The sequence below is a fragment of the Mycobacterium scrofulaceum genome, assembly GCF_001667885.1.
Classification (GTDB): domain Bacteria; phylum Actinomycetota; class Actinomycetes; order Mycobacteriales; family Mycobacteriaceae; genus Mycobacterium; species Mycobacterium scrofulaceum_C.
Map to the genome: position 1 here is coordinate 74251 of NZ_LZJW01000049.1, position 26890 is coordinate 101140.

The window sequence follows — 26890 nt, forward strand, 5'->3', positions numbered from 1 at the left end:
CGCGAGCGCCCCATGCCGGTACCGATTCTGAAACAGGGTGCGATTCTCATCGCCTCGGTGCAGGCCGCGCTCAGCGATTCCGACGCCGAGCGGCTGCGCTACGACCTGATGGAGCGGGTCAGCCGGTTCCGCGCGCAGGGCATCATCGTCGACGTCACCGCCATCGACGTGATGGACTCCTTCGCGGCCCGGTCGCTTCGCACGATCGCGCACATGACCCGGTTGCGCGGCGCGGACACGGTGATCGTCGGGCTGCAGCCGGAGGTGGCCTTCGCCATGGTCCAGCTGGGGTTGGCGTTCGACGACATGAACACCGCGCTCGACCTCGAAGAGGGCTTGGCGCTGCTGAACCGCCAACTGGCGCAACGGAAACCAACGATCGGGCGCGACGGTGGCGGCTGATATCGTCGTCGACATCGACAATTCCGACGACATCGTCGAAGCTCGCAAAGCCGGACATCAACTCGCCCTCGATCTGGGATTCTCCCTCACCGACGTCACGATGATCGCCACGGCGATCTCCGAGATCGCACGAAACATCACCAGCTACGCCGGCCGGGGCGCGGTCCGGGTGTTCGTGGCCGACCGGGAGGGCCGCAAGGCCCTGGTGGTGCGCGCCGAGGACGAGGGCCCGGGCATCGCCGACATCGAACGGGCGATGGAAGACGGATATTCGACCGGGCGCGGGCTGGGGATGGGCCTGCCCGGCTCCCGCCGGCTGATGGACAGGCTGTTCGTGGAGTCGGAGCTCGGCAAGGGGACGGTCGTCGAGATGTGGAAATGGGTGCCGCCCCATGCATGAGAACGGCAGGTTCGGTCCCATCGAGTGGGCGAGGGCGGGGCGCCCCCTGCCCAGCGAATACACCTCGGGCGACCGGGGTCTCGCCCTCGACATCGACGGCGCCGCCGCTCTGTTCGGCGTGGTGGACGGCCTCGGCCACGGCCCGGAAGCCGCGGCCGCCGCGCTGCGCGCCGTCGAAGCCGTCACGCGCTCCAGCACCGAGCGATTGGAGGTGCTGATCCAGCTGTGTCACCGCGTCCTCGAGGGCACCAGGGGGGTCGCGATGACCCTGGCGCGGGTCGACTTCGCGGCCAACACGCTGACCTGGACCGGCGTCGGCAACGTCACCGCCGACCTGGTGGCCAAGTCCCCGACCGGCGTGCAGATCCGATCCAGCGCGCGGCTGACCGCGGGAATCGTCGGCTATCGCATCCCGGAAATCAAACCAGCACAGGTCATTTCGATGCGGCCGGGCGACCTCTTGGTGATAAGTACCGACGGCATCACCGAGAACTACCTCGACCACATCGACTTCTCGGCCACCGCCGTTGTCATCGCCGAGGAGCTGCTCGGCAAGGACGCCAAGGAAACCGACGACGCGATGGTGCTGGCGGCTCGTCATCGGGGGGTGTCGTCGTGAGCGACAGCGACGACTTTCACGCCGAGTACGCCGCGGCGTTGCGCGCCTACATGGCGGCGCGGGACGAGGACAGCCTGGCCGTCGCGTACGAACTCGGTCGGCGGGCCCTGCAAGAGGAAGTCAGCCTGCTCGCGATCATCGAGCGGCACGTCCAGCTGATCCTCGGTCTGGCCAAGGACATTCAGATCGACGCGCCGATCGCGCTGGAATTTCTCTTGCAGATGCTGGTCCCCCTCGACATCGCCACGCGGGGATTCCTGGACGGCACCAGGCGCTTCGCGCGCGAGCGTGCGCGCGCCGAGGGTCTGGCCGATCGTGACAGATTCCGCACGGCGCTTGTCAATTCGTTGCAGGAGGGATTCTTCGTCGCCGATCACGAGGGCTCCGTGATCGAAATGAACAGCGCCCTGATCGAGATCCTGGGTTATCCGGCGGAGGGTCTGCCCTACCGGTGGCCACACCCGTGGCTGGTCGACCAGAAGGGCGCCACCCAACAACAGGCGCTGGTTCAGAGCATCGGCGCGACCGCCTACGAGACCCCCATCCGGCACCGCGACGGGCACCTGGTCTGGGTGACGGTCAGCATCAACGCCGTTCAGGGCAGCGGCAGCGACCAGGACGTCTTCGTGGGAACGATCCGTGACATCACCGCCGAACGGGCCTTCGCCGCAAGGGAAAGCGCGGTCCTGCGCCTGGCGACGGCGGTGGCGGTGGCCAAGAGCGTGGATGAGCTGCTGTCCATCACACTGGACGAGTGCAGCACGGCGATCGACGTGCAACGCGTGGTCGCAATCTCATGGCCGACCGGCGAGGGTGAACCGACCGTGCAGGTGGCGGGCGAGCCGTCCCAAATACCTTGGCGCAGGCTGGATCCGTGGCTGCGCCAAACGTTTGAGGACGCCCGTCATCAGCTGCCGCTGACGGCGAGAACGGTCGAGCGGCCCGACAACCCCGGCAAGGCACAGGGTTTGGTGGCCGTGCTCTCCGGCGCGGGTGACCTGGCGTTGTGGTTGGAACTGCGCTCGCCACGCTGGATCAGTGCCGAAGACCGGCTGCTGGTCACGGTCCTCATCGGACACCTCAGCCTGGCTATGCAACACGTCCGCCAGTTCGAGAGCGCCCGCGAGACGTCGCTGACCTTGCAGCGCGCCCTGCTGCCGACGATGGAGCCGCCGCCGGGCTTCGTCGTGCGCTACGAACCCGCCGTCCCGCCGTTGGAGATCGGCGGCGACTGGTACGACGTGCTGCCGATCGGCGACCACCGCATCGGCATCGTGGTCGGCGACTGCGTCGGCCGTGGCCTGCCGGCGGCCGCGATCATGGGTCAGCTGCGCAGCTCCGCGCGGGCGCTGCTGATCAACGGGGCCGAGCCCGCCCTGTTGCTCGAACAGCTGGACTCGGCGGCCTCGCTCATCCCGAACGCATACTGCACCACCGTTTTCCTGGCCATCCTGGACACCGAATCCGGGGACCTGCAGTACAGCAGCGCCGGCCACATGCCAGCCCTCCTGGTGGGGCCGGAACCCGACACCACCGTGATGTTGACCGACGCAGCGTCGGTGCCGCTGGCCGTGCGCCGCGCGGAACCGCGTCCGCAGACCAGTCGCGTACTGCCGCGCGGTTCCACCCTGATGCTGTTCACCGACGGGCTGGTGGAGCGCAAGCACGAATCCATCGACGATGGGATCAACCGGGCCGCGGCGGTCCTGGTGAAGACGACGACGCTGCCGCTGGATTCCGTTGCCGATGCGGTTTTGCGTGAGTTGGCCCCTCCGTCTGGGTATGACGACGATGTGGCGATGGTGATCTACCGGCACCAGCAGTCCCCCCTGCGGATCGAGGCCGAGGCCAGCGCAGAGCGATTGGTCGGCGTTCGGCATCGGTTGGTCGATTGGCTGAACAGCGCCGGTGTGCCCGACGAACTCGGAGCCGATATCGTGCTCGTCGTCAATGAGGCCTGCACGAACTGCGTTGAACACGCGTATTCCGGACAACCGGTCGGCGCGATGACCCTCGACGTCGAGCTCGCAGACGACGAGATCCGCGCGCGGATCACCGACCAGGGCTCGTGGAAGACGCCGGCCGCCGACCCGGGAAACGGGGGCCGGGGTCTGTTGCTGATGAGGGCGCTCAGCAACGCGATGGAGATGGACTGCACTCCCACCGGCACTACCGCCGAAATCACCTTTCGCGTGCCCGCCGCGGCCGAGCGGGAGTGACCGAGCACCGTTTGTCGCCCCGGGATAGGGGGTAGTCGTGGGCGTGACCCGCGCATCAATTTCGATCGAACCCGCCCTGCCTGCGGCACACGGGCCGCTGTCGACCGCGGTTCGTCGCGCCCTGACGGGGCCGCCGTCACACGACCACCTGACCCGCATCGGCGCGTCCGTTCGCGACTCGGACCCTTACGGGCTGGATCTGCAGCTGGCGCTGTGCATGTGCTACGAGTTGCACTACCGGGGCTTCGCGGGCGTGGACCCCAGCTGGGAATGGAATCCGGCGCTGCTGGCGTTACGCGGCGAACTGGAGCGCGTCTTCCTGGCCGGGGTGCGCCGCGACGTCGGACCCCTCGCACCCGATCACACGGCGGCCGCCGAGATGGACGCCATTTCGGTCGAGCCCGCCGACGGCACCGGCCCGTCGTATTACCTGCGCGACAGCGGCACCTGGCAGCAGATGCGCGAATACTTCGTGCACCGCTCGGTGTATCACCTCAAGGAGGGCGACCCGCATGCGTGGGCCATTCCGCGTCTGATGGGCGTCGCGAAAGCGGCTTTCGTGGCAATCGAATTCGATGAATACGGCGCCGGGCAAGGCCCGCGGCTGCATCAGCAGCTCTTCGCCGATTTGATGGCGGCCGCGAATCTGGACGCGACGTATCTGGCCTACGTGGACGCGGTCCCCGCCGAAGCGCTGGCGGCGGTCAACCTGATGTCACTGTTCGGGCTGCACCGCGAGCTGCGCGGCGCGGCGATCGGGCACTTCGCCTCCACGGAGATCACCTCGCCGCCGGGATCCCGCCGCATGGTGCGGGCGCTGCAGCGCATGGGCGCGCCGGCGGCCTGCGTCGAGTTCTATGCCGAACACGTCGAGGCCGACGCGGTGCACGAGCACGTCGTGCGCATCGATGTGGTCGGGGATATGGTCGCCCGGGAGCCGCAGCTCGATCGCGACATCGTGTTCGGGATCCGAGCCCACGCCGCGGTCGAAAACCGTTTGGCCGACGCGGTTATGGCGTCATGGCAGCAGGGTCGGACGTCGTTGCGGCGGGCGCTGGACTAGCGGTCCGGCGCGCCAGGTTCCGGCATCGGCGATGGCTGGTGTCGCACAACGGGTACTTCTCGCTGCGCCGGCAGGTGCAGATCGCCACCATGAACCGGTCGGACTCGACGACCTCGCCGTTCGGCATCTCGATCCGCACCGGACCGGACACCAGCACCGGCCCGCCGGCAACCACCTGTACGCGGGTGGTCACCGTTTGTCCGCCCGGATCACGATCAGTTCCTCTTCCCGGAGTCCGCGGGGTATCAGGCCGACGCTCTCCAGCCACGTCGCCCGGGCCGTCATCACCGGCCCGAACGGTATCCATTTGGACGCAACAACTCTCGCGTCCATCCCAGCCCACTTGAGGGAATCGAGTGATTGCTGGACGCCGGCCAGCGCCGAGTGCACCAGCAGCAGGGATCCCCCGTCGCACAACAACTTCGGCGCCGCCTCGCACAGCGGATCCAAGACCATCCGGCCATCCGGACCGGCGTTCCATGCCCACGACGGACCCGCGCTGGGGCTGATATACTCCGTGTCGCCGTTCGGCGGAGTCGGCACGTATGGCGGGTTCGACACGACGACGTCGAACGGCGCGCAGTCGAGCGCATCGCTCCAGGTGCCTTTGCGCACATCGACATTCACACCCAAGGCGGCCGCATTGTTGCGAGAGCAGCCCACCGCGTGCGGGCAGATGTCGAAGGCCGTCACGTCCGCGCCGCCCATCCCGGCGGCGGCGATCGCGACGAATCCGCTGCCAGTACACAAGTCGAGAATGCGTCGCCCCGGGATGAGCGAACTGTCCTGCATCACATTCACCAGTAAACGGGAATCGTCCTGGGGCTGATACACGTTCGAAGCGGCCGAGACAGCGGGTCCTGGATACGTTGTGGTCAACTTTGGCCTTTCTACGGATCGCGGCGGCGATCACTGCTTGGCCTGAGTAATGCCCGCAAACCGTCGCCTTCAAACGGTGTGGGGAAAGGCCGTTTTCCGCTAACCAGCGGCTGCATGCGCGAATTGGTTGACAATCGTCGCGCAAAATGCCGGCAAGTCCGACGGTGAGCGACTCGAGATCAAATTGCCGTCGACGACGACCTCTTCGTCAACGACGTTGGCGCCCGCGTTACGCAGGTCGGTGCGAATGGACGGATAAGACGTGAGCGTCCGGCCCTCGGCCACACCGGCTTCCACCAGCGTCCACGGGCCGTGACAGATGGCGGCGACCGGCTTTCCGGAAGCGACGAAGTCGCGCACGAAGGAGACCGCGGAGTTGTCCAACCGTAGCTTGTCGGGGTTCACCGTGCCGCCCGGAAGCACCAGGCCGTCGAATTCGGAGACCGACGCGTCCGACACCGCCCGGTCGACGGTGAAGGTTCCGGCCGGCTCGAGGTCGTGGTTGCGGGCCTGGATTTCTCCGGTCTTCAGCGAAAGAAGCTCGACTTGGGCGCCGGCATCTTTCAGGGCGGCGCGGGGCTGCTCGAGTTCGACCTTCTCGACGCCGTCGGCCGCCAGAATCGCGACCCTCTTGCCTTGCAATTCATTTGACATGGCTATTCCCCTTTTTTATCGACAGACTTTCGACGGACTTTCCATTACGTCGGATTGAGGATCACCTTGGTGCAGCGGTCCTCTTTGTTCTTGAAGATTTCGTAGCCGTGGGGCGCTTGGTCGAGGGTCAAGTGGTGGCTGACAACAATGGTCGGGTCGATGTCGCCGTTGCGAATCCGCTCCAATAGCGGGCGCATGTATCGGTGCACGTGACACTGACCGGTCTTGATGGTCAACGACCGGTTCATGACCGCCCCGATGGGGAACTTGTCCATCAGGCCGCCGTACACCCCGATGATCGAAAGGGTGCCGCCGTTGCGGCAACTCATCGCCGCTTCCCGGATGGCATGCGGGCGTTCGGTTTCCAGCCTGGCGGCCTGTTTGACGCGGTCGTAGGCATCCACCGGGGTGGACCCGCTGCGCGCTTCCATGCCGACGGCGTCGATGCAATGGTCCGGTCCGCGGCCGGCGGTGAGGTCACGCAATTCCTCGAGCACCGACGTCTCGGCGAAGTTGACTGGTACGGCGCCGATCTTCTGGGCAAGCTCGAGCCGATACGGAACCTGTTCGACTACAATGACTTTCGATGCGCCGAGCAGATAGGCACTCATGATCGCGAACAGGCCGACCGGTCCGGCGCCCCACACCGCCACGATGTCGCCGGGGGTGATGTCACACATTTCCGCGCCCATGTAGCCCGTAGGCAAGATGTCCGACAGGAACAGCACCTGCTCATCGGTCAGGTCGTCGTCGATCTTCAGGGGCCCGACGTCCGCGAATGGCACCCGCGCGTATTCGGCTTGGCCGCCGGCGAAACCGCCCAGCATGTGCGAATAACCGAACAGCCCCGCCGGCGAGTGGCCCATGAATTTCTCGGCGATGCCGGCGTTGGGGTTGGAGTTTTCGCACAGCGAGTACAGGTCACGCCGGCAGGCGGAGCACGCCCCGCACGCGATCGGGAACGGGACCACCACCCGGTCGCCGACCGCCAGGTTGTTGACCCCCTTGCCGACTTCGACCACCTCGCCCATGAATTCGTGCCCCAGCACGTCGCCGTGCTTCACGGTGGGGATGTAACCGTCATAGAGGTGCAGGTCTGAACCGCAGATCGCCGTCGAGGTGATGCGCACGATGGCGTCGCGATCGTTGAGGATCTTCGGATCCGGGACCGACTCCACTTGGACGCTGTTGCGGCCCGCCCAGACGGTGGCCTTCATACGCTGGCTCCTTTGTTCGGTTGCGCGGGCTGTTGGTGCATCTGCCGGGCCGACGCCGTGCCCTCTGGCGACCCGTCCGAACGCAACACCTGCCCGGTTTCCAGGATTTGCTTGAAGCGGCGGAGGTCGTCGTTGACCTGCTGCTCGGGGGACTCACCGAACAGGCTCGCGGCCGCCTTGCCGAACAGGCCGCCCGGGATGTGGTAGCCGATCCTGACGCGAATTTCGGTGCCGTCGCCGGTGGCGGTGGGCATGAACTCGACGCTGCCGCCGTTCTCGATCACCGAGCCGGGCAGCGACTGCCACGCGATCCGCCGGTTGGGGTCGTCCTCGGTGATCTGGGCGTCCCACTCCACCGACCTGCCGGCCGGGGCGTTGGCGACCCAATGCGACTGCCCGTCGGTGGTCGGCGTGACCGACTTCAGGTGGTGCATGAAGCTGGGCAGGTTTTGCAGGTCCCGCCAGAAGCGGTACACCTCCTCCGGCGTGCGCCGCACGGTGACCGCGGCCCGCAAGGTGCGATGCCGGGAGCCGTTCACGTGGCGGCCGCCGCCGTCGAGCGTGCGGAGCGCCGTGTAGAGGTCCAGTCCGCCGATGCCGGCGAGCACGACGGCCGAGATGGTGCCCTGCCTGCGCCGGCCCGGGCCGCGGGCGGCCACCCCGGCCACCAGCAGCGCCATGTCCAGGACGTCACCGGCCACCCGCGTCCAGACCATGTTGTCGGGACCGCCCAGCAGTGCCACGCCATGGCCGCATTCCCGCGCGCCCAGCGCCCGGATGACCCGGCGCGACCGGGCCGTGTCGTCGACGCCGGCGATCGCAGCAACTTTCCCGGGGGCCACCAACTCGCTCAAGCCCAGCCCGAAGCTGGCGCCGCTGAGCGCCTTGACCAACGCGGAGGTGGTGTTGGCGTTTCGATCGCCCATCGTCAGTTCTCCTTGCCTTGCGGCGAACTCATCTCGGGCAAAGTTGCTGCAAGACAGCTGCTTTGCAGGTCAACGGGCACCCGGCGCTGCTTGCCGGTGGTCGCGCGGCTCAGCCACCCGTACGGCCGGCACGCACGATGGAGGCCGGGTACCCGGGCAGATACCGCCCAAACGTGGGATTACTTTGCTGCGCTACGCAGTGCGGCAAGCAAAGGTTCGGCGGCCTCTTTCAGGAAGAGGTCTTGCGATTCGCCGCCGACCTGGACGAGGGCCACGTCGGTGAACCCGGCCTCCCAATACGGCCGCACGGCCTCGACGATCGCGTCGAGGTCGGGCCCGCAGGGGATGGAATCGGCGACGTCTTCGGGGCGGACGAACTGAGTCGCGCCGGCGAAACCGGCCGGCGTCGGCAGGTCGGCGTTGACCTTCCACCCGCCGGCGAACCAGCGGAACTGGTCGTGGGCGCGTTCGATGGCGGTGTCGCGGTCGGGGTCCCAGCACACCGGGATCTGACCGACCACACGGCCGCCGCCGGCGAGATTGGCGGCCTGGCGCGCGGCATGCCAGGCGTCGACGAGCTCCCCGTCGGGCTCGACCGCGATGAAGTGGTCGGCCAGCCTGGCGAATCTCTCGACGCCCTTGTCGCCGGACAACGCCACGGCGATGGCGACCGGGACCTCGGGCACGTCCCACAGGCGCGCGGAGTCCACCTGGAAGTATTCGCCGCTGAAGTTCACCAGCTGGCCGCCGAACAGCTCGCGGATGATCTTGATGGCCTCGCGCAGCATGTCCTGCCTGCGCTCGACGGTCGGCCAGCCCTTGCCCACGACGTGCTCGTTGAGGTTTTCGCCGCTGCCCAGGCCCAGGGTGAACCGACCGTCGGACAGGATCTGCACGGTGGCGGCCTGCTGGGCGACGATGGCCGGGTGATAGCGGATCGTCGGGCAGGTCACGTAGGTGTAGAGGTCGACCCGTTCGGTGGCGTGCGCCACCGCGCCCAGTACGGTCCAGGCGTTGGGCGCATGGCCCTGCGAGGTCAGCCAGGGGGAGAAGTGGTCGCTGCACACCTCGAAGTCGAAACCGCGCTCCTCGGCTGAAACGGCTTGTCGTACAAGGTCTTTGGGTCCACTCTGCTCGGTCATCAGAGTGTAGCCAAACTTCGTCATGTCCCTATAGTTACCCCGGTCCGCCCGGCGCAAACCGCGCCGCACGCCCGGCGCTGCCGCCCCTGCGCGCGCGAGCGTAATCGCAGTGCGAAAAATCGGGCCGAGAATCGCAGCGGGCTTACGCTCGCGAGCGGCGGCACCAACCGCGCCCCGGTCAGCCCGCGGTGGTGATCGAGTCCCCCGTGACGCCGGCCGCGCGACGCGCCTCCAGCCGGCGTTTCTGCGGCTCGATCGTGTAGCGGGGGTCGCGCGTCGACTCCAGCCCCGCCTCGAAAAAGCCGAACCGCAGCATCGCCGACGCCGACAGCAACGCCAGCCCGGACAGGGCGGCGACACCGCGGTGCCCCCCGCCGAGCAACGCGCCCAGGCCGCCCGCCGCGGCCAGCCGCTCGCTCCACGCCAACAACCGGCCGGGTCTGCCGCGGTGCAGCGGTTCCCTGGTCACCGGGTCCATCCGGTATTCGGTGAATCGTGCGGAGACCAGGTCGCCGATCGCGCCGATGACGGCCAGCGTGCGGGCGGGGCCGGCTTCGGCGACCGGGGTGGTGATCATCGCCAGCCCCGACGCGGCCAGGCTCGCCGAGCTGACGAACACGAACGGCAGGTCCCGGTAGGCGGCGTTCCACGTCGGGGTCGCGGTGTCGGTGAGCAGCACCGCGGTGTAGACGGCGAGCGGCGGGGAGAACACGGCGGCTTCCAATCCGGCCGGTCCCTCGACGGCGCGCAGCACGGGCCGCAACGGGCCCAACGGGATTCGCTCACCGGTCATCCGGTCGACCTCGGAGACCGCGGCGACGCCGATCCCGGCGCTGAACAGGCTCAGGATCCACGAGCCGATGCTCATCGGCGAGGTCAGCTTGACCGTCCGCAGCATGTTGACGAAGCGCTCGGGACGGCCCAGATCCTTGACCAGCGCCGCCGCGCCCAGCATCACCGCGATCAGGGCGGACAGTCTGGTGTTGCGCCGCAACGTGTCCCGGCCGGTGAGCTGGGCACCCGCCGCGAGCAGACCCGACCCTCCCGCGACGCCGCCCAGGAACAGGTAGGCGGCGACTTCATGTCCCCATGGCGCGGGCTTGACCACCGGACGCCCGTAGTACGAACTGAATTCGACTTCGGGGACCATCGGCACCTCGCGGGATCCGTCGCCCCCGCCCCGGCGGCCCGCCCGCCTGCCTTTGCGCCGCTTGCCGCCCGCAGGCTCCGGCGGGCGCAGGCTGTCGTATTCCGAAGTGCTCATGGGTGTTTCACCGGCCCTTCCAGAACGCCCACGCCGCGGCGGCGAACATCCCCGCCGCGGCGACGCTCGCCCTCTTGAACATCTGCGGCAGGTCGGCCGTGCACACGCGCGGGTCGGGCGGCAGGCCGTAGACCTCCGGCTCGTCGAGCAGCAGGAAGATCGAGCCGGTGCCGCCCACGCCGTCGTGCTCGTTGGCGCCGTAGAGGCGCGCCTCGGTCTGGCCCTGGGCGTGCAACCGCGCGACCCGTTCCCGGGCCGTGGCCACCAGGTCGTCGTGATCACCGAACTTGATCGACGTCGTCGGGCAGGTCTTGGCGCAGGCGGGGATCTGGTCCTCGACGAGCCGGTCGTAACAGAGGGTGCACTTCTGCGCCACCCCGGCCACGGGCGTCTCGGCCGGACGATCCGCACGCTGCGCGGGCGTCGTGTAGGTGCCGTCGCTGCGACGCTCGACCACACCGAACGGGCAGCCGGCGACACAGGTCCCGCACCCATTGCAGACGTCGGCCTGCACGACGACGGTGCCGAACTCGGTGCGGAACAACGCACCCGTCGGGCAGACGTCGAGGCACCCGGCGTGGGTGCAGTGCTTGCACACGTCCGACGACATCAGCCAGCGGAATTCCGGAGTATCCGGCGGCGTGAGGTCCGGTGCGGGCGCGGCACCCGGCAGCGCAGGCATACCCAAATCGATTAGGGCGCGGCCGGATTCGCGTGCCTCCTCGATCCGGTCGCGGCCCTGCTCGACGAAGGCGACGTGGCGCCAGGTGCTGGCGCCCAGCGCCCCGGTGTTGTCGTAGGAGGAACCCAGCAGTTCCAGGTCGCCGTCGCGCGGGTTGCGGTTCCACTCCTTGCAGGCCACCTCGCAGGCCTTGCAGCCGATGCAGATCGAGGTGTCGGTGAAGAAACCCTTGCGCGGCTTGGGTTCGACCCAACCGGCGTCCCTCGTCGCGTCGGTCGGTCCGCTCAGCTTACCCATCGGCTTGCCCCTCCCAGACGCCGTCGCTGATCCGTACGTTGCCGGTCTCGGTGGTGGCTCCCGAGCGCGACTGATATTCGGCGATCAGGCGCAGCAAGTCCTCGCCCTGCGGCCGCCGCCCCGGGCGGATGTCGCACGAGCCGGCCTTCGACTCCTGGATCTGCACGTTGGGGTCGAGCGTCACGCCTAGCAGGTCGTTGGCCGCGTCCCCGCTGACCACGGCATCGCCGCCGACGCCCCAGTGGTATGGGAGGCCGATCTGATGCACCGTGTGACCGTCGATCGTAAGCGGCGCAACACGTTTGGTGACCAACACCCTGGCCTCGATCGCCGCGCGCGGCGAGATGATCGTCGCCCACCCGTAGGGCTCGAGACCGCGTTCGGCCGCCAACTCCGGCGAAACCTCGCAGAACATCTCCGGTTGCAGCTCCGACAGGTAGGGCAGCCACCGGCTCATCCCGCCCGCGGTGTGATGCTCGGTCAGCCGGTAGGTGGTGAACACATACGGATACACGTCGGCGCCGGGCTCTCCGGCGCTGGGCGCGCTGAGATTGTCCTTGCGCGGGAAGGTGATTCGCCCCGGATTGCGCTGCTGGGGGTACAACGCGTTCGCGACCGGCGACTCCTGCGGTTCGTAATGCGTGGGCAACGGCCCGTCGACCATACCCTTCGGCGCGAACAGCCAGCCCTTGCCGTCGGCCTGCATGATGAAGGGGTCGTCGCCGGCCAACGCATCCGGGCCGCCGATGTCGGGATCCGGCCGTACGTGCGGGGCGCGGTCGACGGGAAAGTCGGGCACGTCGTCGCCCACCCAGCGGGCGCGCTGCTCGTCCCACCAGATGTAGCGCTTGCGCTCGCTCCACGGTTTACCGTCCGGGTCGGCCGAGGCCCGGTTGTAGAGGATCCGCCGGTCTGCGGGCCACGCCCAACCCCACTCCGACTGGCTCGGGCTTGGACCGCCCAGCGGCGCCCGGCGGGCGGCCTGGTTGACACCCTCGGCGTACACGCCCGAGTAGATCCAGCACCCGCACGATGTCGAACCGTCGGCACCCAGTTCGGTATACCCCGGCACGGGCTGCCCGGCCTTGGGGCCGGTCAGGTAACAGCCGCTGATCTCGGCCAGCACCGCGGTGGCGTCGGGCTCGCCGTGCTCGTCGGTGGGATAGTCCCAGGTCAGATCGAGCAGGGGCCGGTCGCGCTCGTCGGTGGACCCGGCCAGCCGCTGGCGGATTCGCTTGCCCAGCTCGACGAAGAACTGCAGCTCGCTTTGGCAGTCACCGGGCGGGTCGACGGCTTTGTGCCGCCACTGCACGAGGCGTTGGGTCTGGGTGAAGGAGCCGGCCTTCTCGACATGCGTCGCGGCGGGGAAGAAAAATACCTCGGTCTCGATCTCCTCGGTCTTCAGCTCGCCGGAAGCGATTTCGGGGCCGTCCTTCCAGAAGGTGGCCGACTCGATGAGGTTGAGATCGCGGACCACCAACCATTTCAGGTGCGACATACCCATGCGCTGCAGCCGGCCGTGCGCCGACCCGACGGCCGGGTTCTGGCCGAGCAGGAAGTATCCGTCGACCTCGTCGTCGAGCATCGACATCACCGTCTGATAGGTGCCGTGCGGCCCGGACAGCCGCGGCAGATAGTCGTAGGCCCAGTCGTTGTCCGCGCGGGCCGCGTCACCCCACCATGCCTTCAGCAGGCTGACCATGTAGGTATCCGCGTCGGCCCAGAAACCCTTTTGGTTCTTCGGCCCGACCGCTTCGATGTATTCGCGGTACGTGTCGTGCACACCGGCCTTCGGCATCGACAGGTAGCCCGGCAACAGATTGAACAGCGTCGGAATATCGGTCGACCCTTGGATCGTGGCGTGCCCCCGCAGCGCCATGATGCCGCCGCCCGGGCGGCCGACGTTGCCCAGCAGCAGCTGCAGAATCGTTGCGGTGCGGATGAATTGGGCACCCAGGGTGTGCTGTGTCCATCCGACGGCATACGCGAAACAAGTGGTGCGCTCGCGGCCGGAGTTCTCGGTGACCGCGCGCGCCAGGTAATCGAAGTCCTCGAGGCTGATACCGCACACGTCGCGCACCATCTCCGGCGTGTAGCGGGCGTAATGCCGCTTGACGATCTGGAACACCGTTCGGGGATGCTGCAGGGTCTCGTCGCGAACCACGCGGGCGTGTGGCAGGGGTGGACCACCGCTGCCGTGCACGTCGCCGGCCGCCCGGGCGGAGGCGCTGGCGCCCTGCTCCTGACGGCTCGCCTCCTCTTCCTGTCCGGCGTAGGCCCAGCTCGACGAGTCGTACTGTCCGGTCTCTGGATCGTAGCCGGAGAACAGGCCGCTCAGATCCTCTGTGTCGCGGTAGTTCTCATTGATCAAGGTGGCCGCGTTGGTGTACGCCAGCACGTACTCGGAGAACCACAGATCGCGAGAGATGACGTAATTGATCAGGGCGCCGAGCAGCACCACGTCCGAGCCGGCCCTGATCGGGATGTGTTTGTCGGAGACCGCCGAAGTGCGGGTGAAGCGCGGGTCGACGTGAATCACCTTGGCGCCGCGCGCTTTCGCTTCCTCGACCCATTGGAACCCGACGGGATGACACTCGGCCATGTTGGAGCCCTGGATGACGATGCAGTCGGCGTTGGCCATGTCTTGCAGTGTCTGGGTGGCGCCACCGCGCCCGAAGGAGGTCCCCAGACCGGGAACCGTGGAGCTGTGTCAAATACGGGCTTGATTCTCGATCTGGATGGCGCCGGCGGCGGTGAAGAGCTTCTTGATGACGTAGTTCTCTTCGTTGTCCAGTGTGGCGCCGCCGAGTGCGGCGATCTTCATGGTGCGCCGCAGCGGATGGCCCTTCTTGTCGATGTCCTGCCAGGCGTGGCGGCGGGCTTCGACGAAGCGGTCGGCCACCATGTCGATGGCGGTGTCGAGATCCAGCGGCTGCCATTCGGTCGCCCGCGGCGGGCGGTAGAGCACGTGCAGCTGCCGGCCGGGCGAGTTCACCAGCTGTTCGCTGGCAGCGCCCTTGGGGCACAAGCGGCCCCGCGAGATCGGCGAGTCCGGGTCGCCCTCGATCTGGACCACCCGCTCGTCCTTGACGTACACCTTCTGGCCGCAACCGACCGCGCAGTACGGACAGATGCTTTGGACCACGCGGTCGGCCGTCGTCGTGCGCGGCGTGACGGCGCGGGTCTGTTTCGACGTGACCGCCGACCCGCGGCCGAGCTTGTCCCCCGACCGCAGCTGACGCACGACGGGCCACTCCAGGAAAAGCTTGCGCATAGCCATGGCTTCTACCCTAGTGCGCGCGCATGAAACCCCGCCCGCTCAACGGACCACGATCGTGTGCTCGCCGCGCGGCACCAGCTCACCGATCACGGTCGCGCCCGGGATCTCACCGGCGATCAGCAGTCCGCCCGACGTCTGGGCGTCGGCGAGCAGCAGGGCGTCGTCCTCGCCGACCGCGGACAGGTCGGCGTGGGGGGCCACCCAGTCGAGGTTGCGCCGGGTTCCCCCGCTGACGTAGCCCGCCGCCAGCGCCTCCCGCGCACCGTCCAGATACGGCACCGCCGCGGCCTCGACGACGGCCGTCACCCCGCTGGCCCGCGCCAGCTTGTGCAGGTGCCCGAGCAGCCCGAAACCCGTGATGTCCGTGGCGCATTCGAGACCGGCCGCCAACGCCGCGGCGGATGCTTCGGCGTTCAAAGTGGTCATCGCCTCGATCGCCTGCTCGAAGCGCTCGCCGGTGGCCTTGTGCCTGCTGTTGAGCACCCCGACGCCCAGCGGCTTGGTCAGCGACAGCGGCGTGCCCGGCTTGCCGGAGTCGTTGCGCAGCAAGCGGTTCGGATCCGCGATCCCGGTGACGGCCAGGCCGTATTTGGGCTCCGGGTCGTCGACGCTGTGCCCGCCGGCGAGGTGGCAGCCGGCCAGGCCGCAGACGTCCAACCCGCCGCGCAGCGTCTCGGCGGCCAGCTCGAACGGCAGCACGTCGCGCGGCCAGCCCAGCAGGTTCACCGCCACCACCGGACGCCCGCCCATCGCGTAGACGTCGGACAGCGCGTTGGTGGCGGCGATGCGTCCCCAGTCGTAGGCGTCGTCCACCACGGGCGTGAAGAAGTCGGTCGTCGCGATCAGCGCCGTGCCGCGCTCGATGCGCACCACGGCGGCGTCGTCGCCGTGATCGAGGCCCACCAACAACTCACCGACCGGGTCGCGCGGCGCGCCCACCCCCAGCCCGCGCACGATGTCCTCCAGCTCGCCGGGCGGGATCTTGCACGCGCAGCCGCCGCCGTGGGCGTACTGAGTCAGTCGATAGGTCACGGATACATAATTGTCGGCATGGTCCGAGGAGGCGTGTCCGGTCTGGTGACCGGCGCGGTCTTCAAAACCGTCGAACGGCAGACGCTGCCGCTGGCGGGTTCGATTCCCGTCCGCCTCCGCCATACTTCGTCGAGCCCGGCATGAGCGACCCGCGCCGGCGGGTGCCGCGCACCGACACCCTGCTCGCCGACCCTCGCCTGGTCGAAGCCCAGCGCGTGCTCGGCCGCTCGCTGGTGAAGTCCGTGATCGCCGAGGCGCAGCAGCGGGCGCGGGCGGGAGAGATCGACCCCGAGCAGGTCGCGGAGCACGCGGTCGCCGCCCTGCCGGCGACCGCGTCGAGCCTGCGTCCGGTCATCAATGCCACCGGCGTGGTCGTGCACACCAATCTGGGCCGGGCGCCGCTGTCGCGGGCCGCGGTCGACGCGGTGGTCGCGGCGGCCGGGACCACGGACGTCGAGCTGGACCTGACCACGGGCCGCCGCGGGCGGCGCGGCCGGGCCGCCCTGGCCGCGCTGTCGCGGGCGGTGCCCACCGCCGGCGGCGTGCACGTCGTGAACAACAACGCCGCCGCGCTGTTACTGACGGCGCTGACGTTGGCCCCGGGCAAGGAGATCGTGCTCAGCCGCGGCGAGCTGGTCGAGATCGGCGACGGGTTCCGCATCCCCGAACTGCTGGCCTCCGCCGGATCGCGGCTGCGCGAGGTCGGCACCACCAACCGCACCAGCCTGCGCGACTACGCCGAGGCGATCGGGCCGCAGACCGGCTTCGTCCTGAAGGTCCATCCGTCCAACTTCCACGTCACCGGGTTCACCTCGGCGGTCGGCGTGGCGGAGCTGGCGAAGCTGGGTGTGCCGCTGGTGGTCGACATCGGCTCCGGATTGCTGTGCCCGCACCCCGTGCTGCCCGACGAGCCCGACGCCACATCGACGCTGCGCGACGGCGCCGACCTGGTCACCGCGAGCGGCGACAAACTGCTCGGCGGCCCGCAGGCCGGCCTGCTGCTGGGCGACGCCGAGCTCATCGAGCGGCTGCGCCGCCACCCGGCGGCACGCGCGCTGCGCGTCGACAAACTCACCCTCGCCGCGCTGGAAGCCACCCTGACCGGGCCGCCCCCGCCGGTGGCCGAGGCGTTGGCCGCCGACCTGAGCGAATTGCGGGCCCGCGCAGCGTCGCTGGCCGCCGCGCTGCCGGACGCCGAGCCGGTGGACTGCGTCTCGGCCGTCGGCGGGGGCGGGGCCCCGGACGTGCGGCTGCCCAGCGCCGCGGTGAGCCTGCCCGAGTCCTTCGCCGCCGCCCTGCGCGCCGCCAGCCCGCCGGTCGTCGGGCGGCTGGAGGCGGGCCGCTGCCTGCTCGACCTGCGCACGGTGGCGCCGCAGGACGACGCGCTGCTCGCGGCGGCGGTGCGGGCATGTTCGTCTTAGCCACCGCCGGACACGTCGACCACGGCAAGTCGACCCTGCTGCACCGGCTCACCGGAATGTGGCCGGACCGGCTGGACGAGGAGCGGCGCCGCGGCCTGACGATCGACCTCGGCTTCGCGTGGACCGAGATCGGCGGCAGGCAGCTGGCGTTCGTCGACGTGCCCGGGCACGAACGGTTCGTCGCCAACATGCTCGCCGGCGTCGGCGCGGTTCCGGCGGTCCTGTTCGTCGTCGCCGCCACCGAGGGCTGGATGCCGCAGTCCGACGAGCACCTCGCGGCGCTGGACGCCCTCGGGGTCCGCCACGCGCTGGTGGTGATCAGCAAGGCGGACCTCGCCGATCCCGGCCCGGCCATCGAGCAGGCGCGCGAGAGATTGTCCGCCACCTCGTTGGCCGGCGCTCCGGTCGCGATCGGGGCCGACCTGGAGCGAGTGCGCGCGGAGCTGCTGGCGCTGACCGACCGGTTACCGGCCCCGGACCCGGGCGCCGACGTGCGGCTGTGGGTGGACCGGAGTTTCACCGTCCGGGGCGCGGGCACCGTCGTGACCGGCACCCTCGCGGCGGGCACGGTACGGGTGGGCGACGAGTTGGAGCACGCCGGCCGGCGCGTGACGGTCCGCGGGCTGCAATCGCTGGGCCGCGACCGGGCGGCGGTGGGTCCGGTGGCGCGCGTCGCGCTGAACCTGCGGGGAGTCGACCGCCAGCACATCGGTCGCGGCGACACCGTCCGGACGCCGGGCGTGTGGCTGGATACGGCGGAAGTCGACGTCGCGCTGCGGTCGGCGGGGGCGCTGCACCGGCAGCTGGTGCTGCACGTGGGGTCCGCGGCCGTGCCGGTGCAGGTGCGTCCGCTCGGGCCCGCGGCGGCCCGGCTGCGCCTGGCGAGGCCCTTGCCCTTGCGCGTCGGGGACGTCGGGCTGCTGCGCGACCCCGGCGAGCACCGGATCGCGGCGGGAATCAAGGTGCTCGACGTCCGGCCGCCGGCGCTGCGCCGCCGGGGCGCCGCCCGGGAGCGGGCCGCGCAGTTGGCGACCGGTGCGGCGCGGCCGCCCGCCTGCGCGCGGGCGGACGAACTGCGCGCGATGGGCCTGCCGCTCGCCGGCCAGCGGGTGGGCGATTGGGTGGTGGATCCCGAGTGGTGGGCCGGGCGGCGCGAGCGCGCGATCGCGGCGGTGCGGATCTGGGCGGACGAGCACGACGTCGCGGCCGGGATGCCGCTGGAGACGCTGCGGCAGCGGGCCGGGATGCCCGCGGCCGAGCTGCTGCCGAAGCTGCTCGAGGGCACCGGGTTTCAGGTGGCCGACGGGGTGGTTCGTTCGCCGGGCGCGGGTCTGCCGGCCCGGGTCGACAAGGCCGTGCGCACGGTCGAGGAGTGGCTGGCCGCCGAGCCCTTCCGGGCGCCGGAGGCCGACGAACTGGCCGAGCTCAAGCTCGGACCCCGGGAGCTGGCCGCCGCGGTGCGTGCCGGGCGGCTGGCCAGGATCGCCGACGGCGTCGTGCTGGGGGCCGGCGCGCTGGAGCGGGCGGCCGGCGTCCTCGCGGGGCTGCCGCAGCCGTTCACCGTCAGCGACGCGCGCCGGGCGCTCGGCACCACCCGGCGGGTCGCTGTTCCGCTTCTCGAGCAGCTCGACGCCCGGCGCGTGACCAGGCGGGCCCCGGACGGCACCCGGGTGGTGCTGGCTACAGCCGCTCCTTGACCGCCGCCGACAGTCGGGCGCCGTCGGCCTTGCCGGCCGCGATCGCGGTGGCCGCCTTCATCACCAGGCCCATCTGCTTCATGCTCGGGCGTTCGCCGATCTCCTCGGCGACCTGGGCGATCGCGGTGTCGGCGACGTCGGCCAGCTCGGCCTCGGTGAGCGGCGTCGGCAGGTATTCGTCGATGATCCGCGCCTCGGCGTGCTCGTTGGCGGCGAGTTCCCCGCGGCCGTTCTGGGTGTAGATCTCCGCCGACTCGGCCCGCTTTCGGGACTCCCTGGCCAGCACCTTGATCACTTCGTCGTCGGAGAGGTCCCTGGCCTGTTTGCCGGAGACTTCCTCGGTTTGGATCGCGGCGAGCAGTAGGCGCAGGGTTGCCGTGCGCAGCTTGTCCTTACTCTTCATCGCGTCGGTAAGGTCGGCCCGCAGCCTGGATTTGAGTTCGGCCATGCCAGAGACGCTACGCGCCGACCGCCTGACCATGATTGAGAAATGCCCGGACCACCGACAGGATGGAGCCCATGACGAACGACGGGCCCGCCCGCAAACAACGCGGAACCCGGTGACCGCGCCGCCGCCTGGCTATCCGGTTGGCCCGCCACCGGGATACGGGCCCCCACCCGGCTACCGCCCGCCGCAACTGGCCCCCGGCGCGGTCAAACCCGGCATCATCCCGCTGCGACCGCTGACGCTGGGCGACATCTTCAACGGCGCGGTCGGCTACGTCCGGGCCAACCCGAAGGCGACGCTCGGGCTGACCGCCATTGTGGTGGTGGTCATTCAGATCATCACCAAGGCCGCCTTCTTCGGACCGCTGGCCGCCTACGGCAGGCTGACGACCGATCGGGCCGACCAGCTGACCACCGGCGTCATCGGCGCCTGGTTGACGTCGGTGGGCGCCGGCACGGTGGTGGCCTGGCTGGGCAGCATGCTGCTGTCCGGGATGCTCACCGTCATCGTCGGGCGGGCGGTATTCGGCACGCCGATCACCATGGGGGAAACCTGGGCCAAGATCCGCGGCCGGCTGCTGCCCCTGCTCGGGCTTGCCGCGCTGGAAGGTGCCGCGCTGGCGGTCATCGCCGGCCTGGTGGCGGTGATCATCGGGGTGCTGGCGGCCATCGGCCGCGCCGCGGCGGTGGTCGTTCTCGGTCTGCCGCTGGCGCTGGCCGTGATCGCGTTGCTGGTGTACCTGTACACGATGGTGTCGTTCGCGCCCGTGCTGATCGTGTTGGAGCGACTGCCCGTCCTGGACGCCATCACCCGATCGTTCAGGCTGGTCCACAACGGCTTCTGGCGGGTGCTGGGCATCCGGCTGCTCACCTTCCTGGTGACCTCCGTTATCGGCGGGGCGGTCGCGGTGCCGTTCAACATCGTCAGCCAGTTCTTCATGATCACCTCGTCGACCGCCGCGGTCCTGGTGAGCACCGCGGTCGCGTCGGTGGGCGGCGCGATCGGCGAGATCATCACCGCACCGTTCAGCGCCGGGGTCATCGCGCTGCTGTACACGGATCGCCGAATGCGTGCCGAGGCTTTCGATCTGGTGCTGCAGACCGGCGCCGCGGGTGGGCCAGCCGCCGCCTCCACCGACAACCTCTGGCTGACGCGGCCGGTCTGAGGACGAGTGGGACAGTGCCCTCCATCGACATCGACCGCGATGCCGCGCATGAGGCCGCCCAGGCCGAGCTCAACAAGCCGATCTACTCGAAGGGCTCGGCCGGGCATCAGATGGCCGAGTGGCTCAACGAGCTCATTTACCGGCTGCTGCAGAAGACCGCCTCCTTTCCCGGCGGGTGGCTCACGGCCACCGTGCTTTTCATCATGCTGGCGATCGCGTTGGCGGTCGCGATCCACGTCGCCCGACGCACCATGCGCACCAACCGCGGCGGTGACTACCAGTTATTCGAAGCCGGGCAGCTCACCGCCGCCCAGCATCGGACGACGGCCGAAGACTATGCGGCGCAAGGCGAATGGGCCGCGGCGATCCGGCACCGGCTTCGGGCGGTCGCCCGCCAGCTCGAGGAGACCGGTGTCCTGAACCCGGCACCCGGCCGGACCGCCAACGAACTGGCCGTCGACGCCGGTGCCGCCCTGCCACACCTCGCCGGCGAATTGACCCAGGCCGCAACAGCTTTCAACGACGTCACCTACGGGGAGCGCCCCGGAACCCAGAGCGCATACCAGATGATCGCCGACCTCGACGACCACCTGCGCTCCCGCTCGGCGGCTGTCCCCGCGGGTCCGGGGCAACCCGCCGCGCCCGACTCATGGGCACAGGTGCGGTGATGGCGACCACGGCGCGTCCCGACCCGGCAGGCCCGACTTCGTTGCAGCGCTGGCGATCCTGGCGCTGGGTGATCCTCACCCTGACCGTGCTCGCCTTGATCGCCGGTGTCGATGCCTACCTGACCGCGCCGCGCCCGGGAGCGCGGATGGATCCGGCGTCGACAGGACCCGACGGTGCGCACGCGCTGGTGGCGCTGCTGCGGTACGGCGGGGTCGACGTCGTTGTCGCCGACAACATCGCCGATGTCGAACGGGCGGCGCGCCCCGACTCGCTGATCCTGGTGGCGCAGAGCCAATACCTCACCGAGTCGCTGCTGGACCGCCTGTCCAGGGCGCCCGGCGATCTGCTGCTCGTGGAACCGACCTCACGCACTCGCGAGGCACTGATGCCCGGCCTGCGCGTCTCGGCGGCCGACGACTTCGACAGCGACCCCGATTGCACCCTGCGCGAGGCGACCCGGGCCGGGCCGGTTCGATTCGGCCCCAGCGACACCTACCGAGCCACCGACGGCCGACCCCTAACCCGTTGCTACGGCGGCGCGCTCGTCCGCTTCCGGGACGGCGGGCGGACCATCACCGCGGTCGGCAGCACCGACTTCCTGACCAACGGCGCCCTGCTGCAGGCGGGCAACGCCGCCCTGGCGATGAACCTCGCGGGCGCCTGCCCCCGGCTCGTCTGGTACGCGCCCCACCGGATCGAGGGTGAAGCGCCGCCGCCGGGCTCGATCGCCGACCTGATCCCGCGAAGCGTGACGTGGATCGTCTGGCAACTGTGCCTGGTCGTCCTGCTCGTTGCGCTGTGGCGGGGCCGGCGGGCCGGCCCGCTCGTCGCCGAGGCACTGCCCGTCGTGGTGCGCGCGTCGGAGACCGTCGAGGGCCGCGGTCGGCTGTACCGCTCCCGCCGGGCCCGCGACCGCGCCGCCGCCGCGCTGCGCACCGCCACCATGCAGCGGCTGCTGCCCCGGCTCGGACTGAACACCGGCGCGTCGGCGCCCGCGGTGGCGGCCGCGGTGGCCGCCCGCAGCGGGGCGGATCCGGCGTACGTCTCCTACCAGCTGTTCGGCCCGCCCCCGGCGACCGACAACGACCTGTTACAACTTGCCCGTGCGCTCGACGACATCGAAAGGCAGGTCACACGGACGTGACGCAGACCCCTTCCCCAGCGGAGACCACCCCCACGGCTGAGTCGGCGCGAGACGCGCTGCTGGCGCTGCGCGGCGAGCTCGCCAAGGCCGTCGTCGGGCAGGAGGGGGTGATCAGCGGCCTGGTGATCGCGCTGCTGTGTCGCGGCCATGTGTTGTTGGAAGGCGTTCCGGGAGTGGCGAAGACGCTGCTGGTGCGGGCGCTGGCGGCCGCGTTGCGGTTGGAGTTCAAGCGCGTGCAGTTCACCCCCGATCTGATGCCCGGCGATGTCACGGGGTCGCTGGTGTACGACGCGCGCACCGCCGCGTTCACGTTCCGTCCCGGTCCGGTGTTCACCAATCTGCTCCTTGCCGACGAGATCAACCGCACCCCGCCGAAAACGCAGGCCGCCCTGCTCGAGGCCATGGAGGAGCGCCAGGTCAGCGTGGAAGGCGTGGCCCAGCCCCTGCCCGACCCGTTCATCGTCGCCGCGACCCAGAACCCCGTCGAATACGAGGGCACCTATCAGTTGCCCGAAGCCCAGCTGGACCGCTTCCTGCTGAAGCTGAATGTGACGCTGCCGCCGCGGGATTCGGAGATCGCCATCCTCGGCCGGCACGCCCACGGCTTCGATCCGCGCGACCTGTCGGCGATCAAACCGGTGGCCGGGCCCGCCGAACTGGCGGCCGGGCGCGACGCCGTCCGCCACGTGCTGGTCGCCGACGAGGTGCTGGGCTACATCGTCGACATCGTCGGGTCCACCCGCTCCTCGCCCGCGCTGCAGCTCGGCGTCTCGCCGCGCGGGGCGACGGCGTTGCTGGCCACGGCCCGTTCCTGGGCCTGGCTGTCCGGCCGCAACTACGTCACCCCCGACGACGTGAAGGCCATGGCCCGATCGACGCTGCGGCACCGGGTGATGCTGCGCCCCGAGGCCGAACTCGAGGGGGCCACCCCCGACGGCGTCCTCGACGGAATCTTGGCGTCGGTTCCGGTGCCCCGCTAGTGGTCCTGACCGGACGCACCGGGCTGGTCGCGCTGATGTGCGTCCTGCCCATCGCGTTCTCCCCTTGGCCGGCAAGGACTTTCGGGATGCTGCTGATCGCCCTTCTGGGTGCGGTGTTCGTGGACATCGCGCTGGCGGCCAGCACCCGCAAGTTGCGCTACACCCGGTCGCCGGACCGCTCCGCCCGGCTCGCGCAGCAGGTGGACGTCGGGCTGCTGATCCACAACCACGGCCGGCGCCGATTCCGGGGCCAGGTTCGCGACGCGTGGCCGCCCAGCGCGGGCGCGCGCCCCCGCATCCATCCGGTCAACATTCCCCCCGGGCAGCACCAGCACGTCCAGTCCCAACTGCGGCCCGTCCGCCGCGGCGAGCAGCGCGCGGCGGTGGTCACCGCCCGGTCCATCGGCCCGCTCGGACTGGCGGGACGGCAGGGTTCACAATCGGTGCCCGGCCTGCTTCGGGTGCTGCCGCCCTTCCTGTCCCGCAAGCACCTGCCGGCGCGGCTGGCCAAACTGCGTGAGATCGACGGGCTGCTGCCCACGCTGATCCGCGGGCAGGGAACGGAATTCGACTCACTGCGCGAGTATGTCGTCGGTGACGACGTCCGGTCGATCGACTGGCGCGCCACCGCGCGGCGAGCCGACGTCGTCGTGCGCACCTGGCGCCCCGAACGCGACCGGCGTGTCGTGATCGTGCTGGACACCGGGCGCACCGCGGCGGGCCGGGTGGGCGTAGACCCGACCGCCGCCGACCCCGCCGGTTGGCCCCGGCTGGACTGGTCGATGGACGCCGCGCTGCTGCTGGCGGCGCTCGCGTCGCGGGCCGGTGACCACGTCGACTTCCTCGCCCACGACCGGATCACCCGGGCCGGCGTCTTCGGGGCTTCTCGCACCGAACTGCTCGCGCACCTCGTCGAGGCGATGGCCCCGTTACAACCGGCGCTGCTCGAACCGGATTGGACCGCAATGGTTTCCGCCATCGCGCGGCGAGCCCGCCGGCGTTCACTCGTCGTGCTGCTGACCGACCTCAACGCGACCGCCCTCGACGAGGGCCTGCTACCGGTGCTGCCGCAACTGTCGGCGAAACACCACCTGATGGTCGCGGCCGTCGCGGATCCGCGGGTCGACCAAATGGCCGCCGGGCGTTCGGATCCCGCCGCCGTCTACGACGCGGCGGCCGCCGAACGATCCCGCAACGACCGCCGTGCGATCGCCACGCGGCTGCGCCGCAGCGGGGTGGAGGTCGTCGACGCCCCACCCGCCGAACTGGCGCCCGCCCTGGCCGACCGGTACCTGGCGATGAAGGCCACCGGCCGGCTCTAGCCCGCCGACGATGCACGCCGTGCAACGGCATGAGGAGAAGGCGGGCAATCGGCTTTAGCCGGTGGGAACCACGTCGGGCGCGTCCTCGATATCACCGGTCTCACCGGCCCGCACCGCGCGGCGACCGAAGTACACGATGTAGGCGAGGAACGCCGCCTCGGCGATGACCCCGATGCCGACCCGAACGAACGTCGGCAACGGCGAGGGCGTGACCAGCGCTTCGATCAGCCCCGAAACCAACAGCACGCCGGCCAGACCGATCGCGACCGAGACGACGGCGCGGCCCTGCTCGGCGAGCACCTGCCCGCGCGGCCGGTCGCCGGGCGCGATCACCGACCACCCCAGCCGCATGCCCGCGGCACCCGCCAGGAACACCGCCGTGAGCTCCAGCAACCCGTGCGGAATCAGCAGGCCGAGCAGCAGACCACCCTTGCCGGCCTGGAACATCAGCCCCGAGATCAGTCCCAGGTTTGCGGCATTCTGGAACAGCACGAACGGAATCGGCAGTCCCAGTAGGACCGACGACGCGATGCACTGCGCGGACACCCAGGAGTTGTTCACCCAGATCTGCAGGGCGAACGCGGCGGCGGGATGTTCGCTGTAGTAGGCGGCGATGTCGTGGTTGACCAATTGTTCGATGTCACTTGGGGTTCCGGCGGCCGACTGCACCTCCGGATTGCCCGCCACCCAAAAGGCGATCACCACGGCCACGCCGTAGAACGCCACCGCGGTGCCCAGCCACCACCGCCACGACCGGTAGGCGACCACCGGGAAGGACACCGTCCAGAACCGCACGAAGGTGCTGCTCAACGGCGCGTGCGCGCCGGTCACCACGGAACGGGCGCGCGCGACCAGGCTCGAGAGCCGACCGATCAACAGCGAGTCCGACGACGCCGAGCGCAACGTGGACAGGTGGGTGGACACCCGCTGGTAGAGCTCCACCAGCTCGTCGACCTCGGCGCCGGTCAGCGAGCGACGTTTCCCGACCAGCCGGTCCAGGCGGTCCCAGGTGCCGCGATGGGCCAGCACGAATGCGTCGACGTCCACCCTGCGCAGCCTAATCGCCCTGTACCGTTCGGTGTTATGTCGGAGGTGGTGACCGGCGACGCGGTCGTGCTCGACGTGCAGATCGCCCAGTTGCCGGTGCGGACTTTGAGCGCACTGATCGATATCGCCGTGATGGTCGTCTGCTATGTGCTCGGACTGATGTTGTGGGCCGCCACGCTGACCCAGTACGACTCGGCGCTGAGCACCGCCGTGCTGCTGATCTTTACGGTGCTGGTGCTCGTCGGCTATCCGGTGACGCTCGAAACGGCAACGCGCGGGCGCTCGGTGGGCAAGATCGCGATGGGACTGCGCGTGGTGTCCGACGACGGGGGCCCAGAACGGTTCCGCCAGGCCCTCTTTCGGGCCCTGGCTGCGGTGGTGGAGATCTGGATGCTGTTCGGGAGTCCGGCGGTCATCTGCAGCATCCTGTCGCCGAAGGCCAAGCGCATCGGCGACATCTTCGCCGGCACGGTGGTCGTGAACGAGCGCGGGCCGCGCCTGGGTCCCCCGCCGGTGATGCCGCCTTCGCTGGCCTGGTGGGCCTCGTCGCTGCAACTTTCCGGACTGTCCCCCGGCCAGGCCGAGGTCGCACGCCAATTCCTTTCGCGTGCACCGCAACTCGATCGCCAGTTACGCCTCCAGATGGCATACCGCATCGCCGGCGACGTGATGAGCCGCATCGCGCCGCCGCCCCCGCCCGGCACCCCGCCGGAGCTGGTGCTCGCCGCCGTGCTCGCCGAACGGCACCGCCGCGAATTGGCCAGGCTGCGTCCCGCAATGCCGCAGGCCGGCCCGGCACCGTGGCAGTCGTGGCCTCCGGCGCCACCACAACAAGCCGTCCCGTGGCCGGACCCGGGCCCACCGCGGCAGGCCCCGTCGAATCCCGCCCCGGGCGGTTTCTCGCCACCGGGCTGACGGGTG

At 69.9% G+C, this 26890-nt stretch carries 25 protein-coding genes and 1 tRNA gene; 14 read left to right on the forward strand and 12 right to left on the reverse strand.

Going from position 1 to position 26890, the window contains the following annotated elements:
* Window positions 1-12: 12 nt before the first annotated feature.
* The 5 genes from A5681_RS06445 to A5681_RS06465 are packed head-to-tail and all read left to right on the forward strand — an operon-like array spanning window position 13 to window position 4703.
* On the forward strand, window positions 13-402 hold the full coding sequence (locus tag A5681_RS06445; protein ID WP_067270791.1) for an STAS domain-containing protein: 390 nt from the start codon (window positions 13-15) through the stop codon (window positions 400-402).
* Entirely contained in the window at window positions 392-802 is a 411-nt protein-coding gene (locus A5681_RS06450; RefSeq protein ID WP_067270795.1) for an anti-sigma regulatory factor, read from the forward strand. The genes A5681_RS06445 and A5681_RS06450 overlap by 11 nt, the downstream gene beginning before the upstream one ends.
* Window positions 795-1421, forward strand: coding sequence for a SpoIIE family protein phosphatase (locus A5681_RS06455; protein ID WP_067270798.1), 627 nt, complete (start codon window positions 795-797; stop codon window positions 1419-1421). The genes A5681_RS06450 and A5681_RS06455 overlap by 8 nt, the downstream gene beginning before the upstream one ends.
* Complete coding sequence (locus A5681_RS06460) at window positions 1418-3640, forward strand: SpoIIE family protein phosphatase (protein ID WP_067270801.1); 2223 nt, start codon at window positions 1418-1420, stop codon at window positions 3638-3640. Before A5681_RS06455 ends, A5681_RS06460 begins: the two co-directional genes overlap by 4 nt.
* Window positions 3641-3683: 43 nt before the next feature.
* Window positions 3684-4703, forward strand: a complete 1020-nt coding sequence (locus tag A5681_RS06465; protein WP_067271033.1) for an iron-containing redox enzyme family protein — start codon at window positions 3684-3686, stop codon at window positions 4701-4703.
* Here the strand turns inward: A5681_RS06465 and A5681_RS26320 are convergent.
* From A5681_RS26320 to selD, 10 genes are all read right to left on the reverse strand, one after another.
* Window positions 4651-4830, reverse strand: a complete 180-nt coding sequence (locus A5681_RS26320; RefSeq protein WP_331710629.1) for a CDGSH iron-sulfur domain-containing protein — start codon at window positions 4828-4830, stop codon at window positions 4651-4653. The two genes, A5681_RS06465 and A5681_RS26320, sit on opposite strands and share 53 nt — an antisense overlap.
* A 62-nt stretch (window positions 4831-4892) precedes the next feature.
* Complete coding sequence (locus tag A5681_RS06470) at window positions 4893-5582, reverse strand: HemK2/MTQ2 family protein methyltransferase (protein WP_067270803.1); 690 nt, start codon at window positions 5580-5582, stop codon at window positions 4893-4895.
* A gap of 99 nt (window positions 5583-5681) precedes the next feature.
* Window positions 5682-6236, reverse strand: coding sequence for a type 1 glutamine amidotransferase domain-containing protein (locus A5681_RS06475; RefSeq protein WP_067270805.1), 555 nt, complete (start codon window positions 6234-6236; stop codon window positions 5682-5684).
* A 44-nt stretch (window positions 6237-6280) separates the two neighbouring features.
* Window positions 6281-7453, reverse strand: coding sequence for a zinc-dependent alcohol dehydrogenase (locus tag A5681_RS06480; RefSeq protein WP_067270808.1), 1173 nt, complete (start codon window positions 7451-7453; stop codon window positions 6281-6283).
* Window positions 7450-8379 carry an SRPBCC family protein gene (locus A5681_RS06485; protein ID WP_067270811.1) on the reverse strand — a complete coding sequence of 310 codons (930 nt, stop codon included), beginning with the start codon at window positions 8377-8379 and terminating at the stop codon, window positions 7450-7452. The genes A5681_RS06480 and A5681_RS06485 overlap by 4 nt, the downstream gene beginning before the upstream one ends.
* A gap of 179 nt (window positions 8380-8558) precedes the next feature.
* Window positions 8559-9545: an LLM class F420-dependent oxidoreductase gene (locus tag A5681_RS06490; protein ID WP_067270813.1), complete on the reverse strand. Its 987-nt coding sequence runs from the start codon at window positions 9543-9545 to the stop codon at window positions 8559-8561.
* Between the two features lie 154 nt (window positions 9546-9699).
* A complete protein-coding gene (gene nrfD / locus A5681_RS06495) occupies window positions 9700-10785 on the reverse strand; it encodes an NrfD/PsrC family molybdoenzyme membrane anchor subunit (protein ID WP_067270816.1) in 1086 nt (361 codons plus the stop codon).
* Between the two features lie 7 nt (window positions 10786-10792).
* Entirely contained in the window at window positions 10793-11764 is a 972-nt protein-coding gene (locus A5681_RS06500) for a 4Fe-4S dicluster domain-containing protein (RefSeq protein ID WP_067270820.1), read from the reverse strand.
* Entirely contained in the window at window positions 11757-15044 is a 3288-nt protein-coding gene (gene fdh, locus A5681_RS06505) for a formate dehydrogenase (RefSeq protein WP_197498521.1), read from the reverse strand. Before fdh ends, A5681_RS06500 begins: the two co-directional genes overlap by 8 nt.
* 39 nt (window positions 15045-15083) lie before the next feature.
* Window positions 15084-16076, reverse strand: coding sequence for a selenide, water dikinase SelD (gene selD / locus A5681_RS06515; RefSeq protein ID WP_067271037.1), 993 nt, complete (start codon window positions 16074-16076; stop codon window positions 15084-15086).
* A 27-nt stretch (window positions 16077-16103) separates the two neighbouring features.
* Between selD and A5681_RS06520 the strand changes: the two genes are divergently transcribed.
* The 3 genes from A5681_RS06520 to A5681_RS06530 all read left to right on the forward strand — a co-directional run bounded on the left by A5681_RS06520 (window position 16104) and on the right by A5681_RS06530 (window position 19194).
* Window positions 16104-16198: transfer RNA gene (locus A5681_RS06520), tRNA-Sec, on the forward strand.
* 18 nt (window positions 16199-16216) lie between these two features.
* Window positions 16217-17497: an L-seryl-tRNA(Sec) selenium transferase gene (selA, locus tag A5681_RS06525; protein WP_067270840.1), complete on the forward strand. Its 1281-nt coding sequence runs from the start codon at window positions 16217-16219 to the stop codon at window positions 17495-17497.
* Window positions 17485-19194, forward strand: a complete 1710-nt coding sequence (locus tag A5681_RS06530; protein ID WP_067270844.1) for a selenocysteine-specific translation elongation factor — start codon at window positions 17485-17487, stop codon at window positions 19192-19194. Before selA ends, A5681_RS06530 begins: the two co-directional genes overlap by 13 nt.
* Here the strand turns inward: A5681_RS06530 and A5681_RS06535 are convergent.
* A complete protein-coding gene (locus tag A5681_RS06535; protein WP_067270850.1) occupies window positions 19178-19642 on the reverse strand; it encodes a GatB/YqeY domain-containing protein in 465 nt (154 codons plus the stop codon). The genes A5681_RS06530 and A5681_RS06535 overlap by 17 nt on opposite strands.
* Here A5681_RS06535 and A5681_RS06540 point away from each other — a divergent pair.
* From A5681_RS06540 to A5681_RS06560, 5 genes are read left to right on the forward strand one after another with little or no spacing between them, the layout of a single operon-like run.
* On the forward strand, window positions 19641-20807 hold the full coding sequence (locus A5681_RS06540; RefSeq protein WP_067270854.1) for a hypothetical protein: 1167 nt from the start codon (window positions 19641-19643) through the stop codon (window positions 20805-20807). The two genes, A5681_RS06535 and A5681_RS06540, sit on opposite strands and share 2 nt — an antisense overlap.
* 14 nt (window positions 20808-20821) lie before the next feature.
* Window positions 20822-21475 carry a DUF4129 domain-containing protein gene (locus A5681_RS06545; RefSeq protein WP_067270857.1) on the forward strand — a complete coding sequence of 218 codons (654 nt, stop codon included), beginning with the start codon at window positions 20822-20824 and terminating at the stop codon, window positions 21473-21475.
* The gene (locus A5681_RS06550; RefSeq protein ID WP_067270861.1) at window positions 21475-22620 is read left to right on the forward strand and encodes a DUF4350 domain-containing protein; all 1146 of its coding nucleotides are present in this window, start codon (window positions 21475-21477) and stop codon (window positions 22618-22620) included. Before A5681_RS06545 ends, A5681_RS06550 begins: the two co-directional genes overlap by 1 nt.
* Entirely contained in the window at window positions 22617-23600 is a 984-nt protein-coding gene (locus tag A5681_RS06555) for an AAA family ATPase (RefSeq protein ID WP_067270864.1), read from the forward strand. Before A5681_RS06550 ends, A5681_RS06555 begins: the two co-directional genes overlap by 4 nt.
* Entirely contained in the window at window positions 23600-24922 is a 1323-nt protein-coding gene (locus tag A5681_RS06560) for a DUF58 domain-containing protein (RefSeq protein ID WP_067270867.1), read from the forward strand. Before A5681_RS06555 ends, A5681_RS06560 begins: the two co-directional genes overlap by 1 nt.
* A gap of 54 nt (window positions 24923-24976) precedes the next feature.
* Here the strand turns inward: A5681_RS06560 and A5681_RS06565 are convergent, their stop codons facing one another.
* On the reverse strand, window positions 24977-25969 hold the full coding sequence (locus A5681_RS06565; protein ID WP_067270869.1) for a stage II sporulation protein M: 993 nt from the start codon (window positions 25967-25969) through the stop codon (window positions 24977-24979).
* A gap of 36 nt (window positions 25970-26005) precedes the next feature.
* On the opposite strand from A5681_RS06565, the gene A5681_RS06570 reads away from it, so the two are divergent.
* On the forward strand, window positions 26006-26884 hold the full coding sequence (locus tag A5681_RS06570; protein ID WP_067270872.1) for an RDD family protein: 879 nt from the start codon (window positions 26006-26008) through the stop codon (window positions 26882-26884).
* Window positions 26885-26890 lie beyond the last annotated feature (6 nt).